Genomic DNA, 7925 nt, shown 5'->3' with positions numbered 1-7925 from the left:
TTGGCGACCAGGCCACGCCCGCCCAGTGCGATGCGCTGACCCGCAAGGGCCTGGAGGAAGCCGCCCAGGTGTTCGGAGCCTGGGTGCCCCAGGACGTCATCGACCGGCTGCCGGCCAAGACTATCGCTGCCTTCCTGTCCTTCATCTACAACGTCGGCCCCGGTGGCCTAGGCGTGAAGGACGGGTTTGTCTGGCTCAAGGGCGGCGGCCACTCAACCATGCTGCGCGAGCTGCAGGCGGGCCGGATCGCCCAGGCCTGCGCGCAGCTTTCCAACTGGACCCGCGCTGGCGGTGTGCAACTTCGCGGCCTGGTCCGGCGACGTGCGGCCGAGCGCGAACTGTGCGAGGCCGACCTGTGACCTGGGTTCAACGACTTTCCGGCGTAGCTGCTGTCCTGATCATCATTGGCCTGGTCGTTTCCGGAATGGAGGCCATGCAGTCCATCGCGCGGGCTCAGGGATACGCCACGGCGCAGGCAGAGGGCAAGGCTGCCCTGGAGCTGCAACAGCGCAAGTACGCCGAGGCGGAAGCTCGCAGAGCCCAGCAGGTAGCGGCCGATGCCAAAGCCAGCGCGAAGCGGGAAGCCGAACAAGCCGCCCGAGCTGACCGCCTCGCCGCCGACCTGGCCGAGCAGAAACGTCAGTACCGCACTACCACCGACCGACTCTCTGGAGAGATTGCCCGTGTTAACGACCTATACCGGGACGCGCTCGATGCCCCGCCTAAGCCTGTGCCTGCTTGCGTGCTTACTCGCGGCTGGGTGCGAATCTACGACGAAGCAACCGGAGCCCGAGTGCCAGCCGCGGTTGATCCCGCAGGAGCTGCTGCGCCGGCCACCGCAGGCGACCCCGCTGAGCAACTCCCCTCAGGCATCGACCAGCGCACCGTCCTGGCCCACCACGTCCGCTATGCCGAGCAGTGCCAAGGCACGGCCGCTCAGCTGGACGCTCTGATCAACGTCCTGGAGGGCCATTGATGGCAACGGAAATGATCGGCTGGGCAATAACGCTGCTGTCCACCTTCGCCGGGATTGTGGTCGGCCTGGTCCGGCTGCTGCTGTGGCAGTTCGAGAAACGCCTCTCCGAGAAGTTCGCAGCCCAGGACGAAGCCCGCCGCGAGGCTGGCGAGCACTGGGAGAAGAACTTCGCCAAGGTTCTGGAGCGCCAGGACAAGGACGCGGAAGCCGTGCAGCAGCTGGAGCGCGCCTTCCTCAACTTCAAGGCTGAGCTGCCCATGGAATACGTCCGTCGTGAGGACTGGGTGCGTGGGCAATCCGTGATCGAGGCCAAGCTGGACGGCTTGGCGCTCAAGTTCGAAAACATCCTGCTCAAAGGAGCGCGCAATGATTGACCCCGCCAAGGCTCGCCGGGAATCCCTCCGCTGGTTCATCCTGCTGACCCTCAACACCTCGCGCCCCGTGGACCCGCACGAAACCGTCGTGCTCTCCACCATCCAGGGCATCTACCCGGACGCCACGCCGCTGGAGCTGCGCCGCGAACTGGACTACCTGGCCGACCGCAGCCTGGTCACGCTGGACAAGAAGCCCTCCGGGTTTTGGGTCTGTGGTCTGACCCACTACGGCGTCGACATCGCCGAGTACGCCATCGAATGCCACCCCGGTATCGCTCGCCCCGAGAAGTACTGGGGCAACGGGAGCGCCTGACATGCCGCCCCGTTCGAAGGTGAAACAGCTGCCGCCAGAGATGAAGGCTTGGCTCGATCAGTACCTGGTCGACACCAACTTCTCTGGCTACGAGGCGCTCTCTGCTGAGCTAGAGGCGCGCGGCTACAGCATCGGCAAGTCAGCTCTGCACGCCTATGGGCAGAGCTTCGAAGACCGCCTGGCGGCGCTCCGAGAGTCCAGCGAGCAGGCAAAAGCCGTGGTCACAGCGGCCCCTGACGATGAGGGCGCCGTCAACGAGGCGCTAATGCGCCTGGTCCAGGATCACCTGTTCAAGCTGCTGATGGCCTCCGAGGGCAAGCTGGACCTGCCCAAGGTAGCGAAGGCCGTGGCCGAGCTGGGCCGCGCGTCTGTCGTGCAGCTCAAATGGAAGGCCGAATTCCGCGACCGTGCCGAGGCAGCTGCAGCCAAGGTCGACAAGATCACGACCAAGGGCGGCTTGAGCTCCCAGGCGCGCGACGAGATTCGCCGTGAAATCTTGGGGATGGCATCGTGAAGCTTGCACCCGCGCAGACGCCAGAGCCGGAGCGCTCTCCGCTCGCTGACATCATTTCCCAGGGCGCGGTGGTGGACGTGCCGGCTGTGCTGCTGGGCTACCAGCAGCGATGGGCCGGAATTCGTGCTCCGCTCAAGGTCGGTGAGAAGTCGCGCCGTATCGGTCTGACCTGGGCGGAAGCGGCTGACAATGTGCTGGTGGCCGCTAGCTCGACCAGGGCGGGTGGTATGAACGTCTATTACCTGGGCTACAACCAGGACATGACGGTCGAGTACATCCAGGCCTGCGCAATGTGGGCGCGTGCCTTCAATTACGCGGCTGGCGAGATCGAGCAAGGCATCTGGGAAGACGAAGACCCGGACAAGCACATCAAGACCTTCACCATCTCTTTCCCGAGTGGCTACCGCATCGTTGCCCTGACCAGCCGACCGTCCAACTTGCGGGGCCGCCAGGGCGTTGTGGTGATTGATGAGGCCGCCTTCCACCCTGACCTGGCCGAGCTGCTCAAGGCAGCGCTGGCCCTGCTGATCTGGGGCGGCGAAGTCCACGTCATCAGCACCCACAATGGCACGGACAACCCCTTCAACGAGCTGATCGACGAGATTCGCTCAGGCAAGCGCAAGGGCGAACTGTTCCGCTGCACCTTCCGTGAAGCGGTCGAGGATGGCCTGTACAAGCGAGTGTGCTTGCGCAAGGGCATCCCCTACGACGTGGCCAATGAAACCGAGTGGGTCGAGGACGTTTACGGCTTCTATGGCGATGCGGCCAACGAAGAGCTGGATTGCATCCCCAGTCAGGGCGGCGGCACTTACCTTTCCCTATCGCTCCTGGAGAAGCGCAGCCGAGCCGGTGTGCCGGTGTTGCGCCTGGCCTACCCCGTGGGCTACGTCACTACGGATGAACACTTGCGCCTGGCGGACAGCTGGGCGTGGTGTGAACGCGAACTTGCGCCGCTTTTGGCACAGTTGCCCCGCACCGTCTGGAGCTTCTATGGCATGGACTTCGCTCGCAGCGGCGACCTCTCGGTGATTGTGCCGCTGGTGATGGAGCAGGACAGCCGCAAGCGGCCGCCATTCCTGGTCGAGCTGCGGGGCGTGCCATTCAAACAACAGGAGCAGATTCTGTTCTACATCGTCGACCGGCTGCCGAGCTTCATGTCAGGCGCCCATGACGCCCGAGGTAACGGCCAGCAGCTGGCCGAATCCGCAGCGATCCGCTACGGCCACAGTCGTATCAGCCAGGTCATGCTGACCGAGGGCTGGTATCGGGACAACATGCCCGGCCTCAAGGCCGACTTGGAAGACGGCAGTCTGTACGACCTGCCCAGCGACCGCGACTACATCGGCGATATGCGCGCCTTCAAGATGGTTCGGGGGGTGGCCCGTATCCCCGACCTTCGCACCACGGAAACCGATGGCGGCAAGCGCCACGGTGACGCCGGTATTGCCACCGCCCTGGCGCGATTTGCCAGCCGCATGGAGATCGAGCAGTACGGCTATGACGCCGTGCGCTCCTCCAACTCCGACAAATTCGACGACGATCACCAAGCCTCAGGCTGGGGCGTCAGAGGTGTTCTGTAATGGCCAACTCCCTCATTCTCGATAGCACTGGTCGCCCGATTCAGAAGGTCAACATCCTGGACCAGGTGGTACAGGCCAGCGTCACGGGCGTGCGCCAGGCCTGGTCCACCGATAGCGTGTCAACCAGCATCGACCCTGGCCGTCTGCGTGCCATCCTGCAGGCGGCCGCCCAGGGCGATGCGCGGGACTACCTGACCCTTGCCGAGGAAATGGAAGAGAAGGACCCGCACTATGCGGCGGTCCTGGGCACGCGCAAGCGCGCAGTATCTGGCCTGTCCATTGCCGTTGAGCCCGCCAGCAGCGAGCCGCGAGCCGAGAAAATCGCCGACGCGGTGCGCCAGCTGGTGGACGCGCCGCAGTTTGGCGACATGCTCGATGACCTCCTGGACGCCATCGGCAAGGGCTACTCGGTGGTTGAGCCTCTGTGGGAATACCGCAGAGAGAAGCTCTGGCCCAAGGCCTACAAGCACCGCGACCCGCGCTGGTTCCAGTTCGATCGGGAAACCGGCGAGCGCCTGCAACTGCTGCAGCTCGATGGCTCCCTGGCCGATCTGCCGCCTGATCGCCTTCTGGTCCATACGCCTCGGCTCAAGTCAGGCCTGCCCATCCGGGGCGGTGTGGCTCGCCTGGTAGCCGTGGCGTTCATGTGCAAGGCATTCGGCCAGAAGGACTGGATGCGCTTTGCCGAGCTGTACGGCATTCCGTTACGGATCGGCCGCTATGGCCCTGGTGCGAAGCCTGACGACATTGCCGTGCTGCGCCGTGCCGTTGCCCAACTGGCCGCCGATGCGGCAGCGGTGATGCCGGACGGCATGAAGATCGAGTTTCAGGAGATCGCCAACGCGGCGGGAGGTGCCGACCTGTTCGAGAAGCTGGCCGAGTGGCTGGACAAGCAGATCAGCAAGGCGGTCCTGGGTCAGACCATGACCACGGATGATGGCTCCAGCCAGAGTCAGGCGAACGTCCACAACGAAGTACGCAAAGACATCCTCAAAGCCGACGCCAAGCAACTGGCCGCCACGGTCAACCGCGACCTGGTGCGCGTGTTTGTCGACCTGAACTTCGGGGCGCAGGAGGAATACCCACGAGTTGTACTCCAGGTAACAGAGCCCGAGGACCTCAAGGTACTTGCAGACGCGCTCGGTCCCTTCATCGACCGTGGCCTGCGTGTTGACTCTGCTGCGATCCTGGACAAATTCGGCCTGGCGGCACCGGAGAAAGGAGCCGAAGTGCTGCGCCCCATCAACGACCAGTTGATGCCGCAAGCCCTCAACCATGAGCAGACCTGCAGCTGTCGCGGCTGCAGCAGGCAGCGATTGGCCCTGAACGCCGAGCAGCTGCAGCGCGACGAGCTGGACCAGCTGGCCGACGACGGCCTGAGCGACTGGGTGCCGCTGGTGCGACCGGTGCTCGATCCCATCCAGGCGCTGGCCGACAAGGCGAAGGACTTCGACGAGTTCAAGGCTGGGCTCGCGGGGCTGCTCGATGAGATGGACCCTGCTGCGCTGATCGAGGCGCTGGCCTCCGCAAGCTTCAAGGCTCGCGCCCTGGGCGATGTGAGGGACGCGCTTTGACGACGGATCAACCCCAAGTTCCAGTGCCAAAGGAAGCGCTAGATTGGCTGCGCGCCAAAGGCATCAGGCCCAGCTTTGACCATCGCGACGTGTTCCAGGAAGAGCACGCCACCATCTTCACGGTGGCCAAGGCCATGAAGCTGGACATCCTGGAAGCGATCCGTGCTGCCGTAGACGAGATGGTCGACGGCGGTCAGGACTTCAATACTTTCCGCCGCGAGCTGCAGCCGCTCCTGGTCAAGCTCGGTTGGTGGGGCAAGGCCGACATGCTCGATCCGCTGACCGGGCAGACCCGCGAGGTCCAGCTGGGGAGCCCGCGCCGGCTCCGGGTCATCTATGACACCAACCTGCGCACCGCCAACGCGGCGGGCCAGTGGGACCGCATCCAGCGCACGAAGAAGACTCAGCCCTTCCTCCTGTACCAGCTCGGCCCGAGCCGGCACCACCGGGCCGAGCACCTGGGCTGGGCCGGCATCCTGCTGCCTGCAGACGATCCGTTCTGGCAGACGCACTTCCCACCCAACGGCTGGGGATGCAAGTGCTGGGTGCGCCAGGTCAGTCGCCGCGAGGCCGAGCGCCTGCAGGCGAGTGGCAAGTACATCACCGAGGCGCCCACCGGCAAGCTCCTGGAATTCATCAACCAGCGTACCGGCCAGGTGCTCCAGGTGCCAGCGGGGATCGAGCCTGGCTGGGCTTACAACCCCGGCGCAGTGCCCCGGCTGAAGCAAGCCGAGCAGCTCCTGGAAGAGAAGGAAAAGGCGTCCACCGTCTTGGCGAAACCGAAACGGCCTCAGAAATCGCGCAGGCGCGACGATCAGGAATGAGGCGCGGCGGATGTATTCAGGGAGAGGGGTTTGCGTGTTCTGCGTCAATCTAACGGTGGTCTAACGGTATTGGAGGCTTGACCGAATGAGGTCGTATCGCATATGTGGGAAGGACGACTACAAAAATTGCAATGGAGTGTCCCCCAGTGTCCAGACGCGTTACGAGCAAAGTCATCCATTACGTCCGCGCTACCTACAACAAGAACACTGCCCCACAGCAAACCCTTGAGCAGTTGATCCGCTCTGCAATGCGGAAACTGGGCAGCATGGAGCAAACCGAGGTGGCGCTTACCCTTGGGACTGTTGTTGTTCGACACAGACGAAAAACCAATGATGAGCCCCTCATGCTGGACATCGGAGCGGGCGTGCCTGGGGAGCAGATGACGACACTTGGCCTGAAGGTGAAGGCCGAGGAGGACGTAGACCAAGCTACGCTGCCGCCGCGAAATCGGGCATTCAAACACTCGGAGGCCTTCGTACTGATCGACGGAAACGACCTCCTCGTCATAACGGAAGGCAGTTTCCGTATCGCAACTGTTGGCGTCTACCTGGCACAACTGATCAGCAAAGGCGAGCTGAGGTCGGGCGATGTAGCTTTCGAGCTGCGTAAAGTGACCAACCAGGAAACGAAGGAGATTCTGGAAAAAGAGGGAATTAAGGAGCTGCGCCTCAAGACTAATATGTACCGTGCCACCCAGGTGCTCGACGGTGGAACGCAGCCGGCAACTGTTTCCAACAAGCTCCGATCATTTGTTGGCGTGATCAAGGACCTCTTTGCTCAGGACATTGATGAGAACAAGCGCGAGCAAATGGCACAGCATTGGGATGAAATCCAAGTCAACACAGTGATCAAGGCGGATGGCGGCTCGCGGGCGGAAGAGATCGTCCTTGAGGTCATGAACTCCGTAGGAACGGATGTGCTGGAAGAGGAAGACGACACCATTGAGGTGACGGTCGTCACGAAGAAAGATACTGAAATTCGTCTTGGGCAGGTCACTCCGACCAAGAAAGTCAAACTACTACGCCGGGAGGGTGCCAACGACCTCATCAATACTGAGGCATATGGCTCTCTGGATGCGTATCGAGCAGAGCTCATCAAACAGAAACTATGGCAGCGATGAAGCCTACAGAAGCAAAGACCAGTTGGCGCAAGGTTCTGGCATTCGGTGTCAGCGTGCTTGCCGCCGGCTTCTTTGCCTGGAAGTTTCAGTCGAAGTATCACGACAACGCCAATGCCTTAACGGTATTGGTGACCGTGTTTTCGATCCTTGCTGGCTTCCTAGTCGCGGTCATGGCCATTGTCGGAAGTGATAGGGCCTTGCGAGGCAGGACCTGGAAGCAAGATACCTTCTATCTAGTGCAGGTGAAACGGGAGCTCCTTAGACACGCGGTGCTGTTCTATCTGTACCTGCTCATCTTGGCGCTAGCGTTTCTCGCCTCCCTTGGCTTGGCATGGCCCTGTATCGTTCAGACCAGCGTGGAATACTTCCTTCTTTTCCTGGCCTGTCTGGCCATGCTCTTGTCTTTCGCGCTGCCGGGTCAATTGACACGCCGCCACATCTCGGACCTGGAAACCATCATCAAGGCACGACGCGAGCAAGAGGTGTCTCGAAGAAAGTCGCCTGATCAAGACGACTGAATCCGCTGAACCCCTTCCTCTAAAAATCCCCCTTCATGTCGCCGACCATGGCGACATGAAAAAGACATCCCCACTCCGTAACGCCCTCGCCACCGCGCTCTGTTTCGAGCTGGGTACTGACGTGCCTGAGT

Annotated in this window: 10 protein-coding genes; all 10 read left to right on the top strand. The window is 62.4% G+C overall.

Annotation, left to right across the window (positions count from 1 at the left end; genetic code table 11):
* On the top strand, positions 1 to 359 hold a 359-nt coding region (locus L6D89_RS32045), incomplete at its 5' end, for a glycoside hydrolase family protein (protein ID WP_236202305.1).
* Positions 356 to 976, top strand: a complete 621-nt coding sequence (locus L6D89_RS32040; RefSeq protein WP_236202304.1) for a hypothetical protein — start codon at positions 356 to 358, stop codon at positions 974 to 976. The genes L6D89_RS32045 and L6D89_RS32040, both read left to right, overlap by 4 nt.
* Positions 976 to 1350 carry a hypothetical protein gene (locus L6D89_RS32035; RefSeq protein ID WP_236202303.1) on the top strand — a complete coding sequence of 125 codons (375 nt, stop codon included), beginning with the start codon at positions 976 to 978 and terminating at the stop codon, positions 1348 to 1350. The genes L6D89_RS32040 and L6D89_RS32035 overlap by 1 nt, the downstream gene beginning before the upstream one ends.
* Entirely contained in the window at positions 1343 to 1663 is a 321-nt protein-coding gene (locus L6D89_RS32030) for a hypothetical protein (RefSeq protein ID WP_065083988.1), read from the top strand. Before L6D89_RS32035 ends, L6D89_RS32030 begins: the two co-directional genes overlap by 8 nt.
* A gap of 1 nt (position 1664) precedes the next feature.
* Entirely contained in the window at positions 1665 to 2177 is a 513-nt protein-coding gene (locus L6D89_RS32025) for a DUF3486 family protein (protein ID WP_236202302.1), read from the top strand.
* Positions 2174 to 3757, top strand: coding sequence for a hypothetical protein (locus L6D89_RS32020; RefSeq protein WP_236202301.1), 1584 nt, complete (start codon positions 2174 to 2176; stop codon positions 3755 to 3757). The genes L6D89_RS32025 and L6D89_RS32020 overlap by 4 nt, the downstream gene beginning before the upstream one ends.
* Complete coding sequence (locus L6D89_RS32015; protein ID WP_236202300.1) at positions 3757 to 5331, top strand: DUF935 domain-containing protein; 1575 nt, start codon at positions 3757 to 3759, stop codon at positions 5329 to 5331. The genes L6D89_RS32020 and L6D89_RS32015 overlap by 1 nt, the downstream gene beginning before the upstream one ends.
* A gap of 89 nt (positions 5332 to 5420) precedes the next feature.
* The gene (locus L6D89_RS32010; protein WP_236202299.1) at positions 5421 to 6155 is read left to right on the top strand and encodes a phage head morphogenesis protein; all 735 of its coding nucleotides are present in this window, start codon (positions 5421 to 5423) and stop codon (positions 6153 to 6155) included.
* Between the two features lie 146 nt (positions 6156 to 6301).
* The gene (locus tag L6D89_RS32005; RefSeq protein WP_236202298.1) at positions 6302 to 7276 is read left to right on the top strand and encodes a hypothetical protein; all 975 of its coding nucleotides are present in this window, start codon (positions 6302 to 6304) and stop codon (positions 7274 to 7276) included.
* The gene (locus tag L6D89_RS32000; RefSeq protein ID WP_236202297.1) at positions 7264 to 7794 is read left to right on the top strand and encodes a hypothetical protein; all 531 of its coding nucleotides are present in this window, start codon (positions 7264 to 7266) and stop codon (positions 7792 to 7794) included. The genes L6D89_RS32005 and L6D89_RS32000 overlap by 13 nt, the downstream gene beginning before the upstream one ends.
* Positions 7795 to 7925 lie beyond the last annotated feature (131 nt).

This window comes from Pseudomonas pseudonitroreducens (genome assembly GCF_021603645.1).
GTDB lineage: Bacteria > Pseudomonadota > Gammaproteobacteria > Pseudomonadales > Pseudomonadaceae > Pseudomonas > Pseudomonas pseudonitroreducens.
The sequence above is the reverse complement of the archived record's forward strand: the minus strand, read 5'-3'. Positions and strand labels throughout refer to the sequence as shown.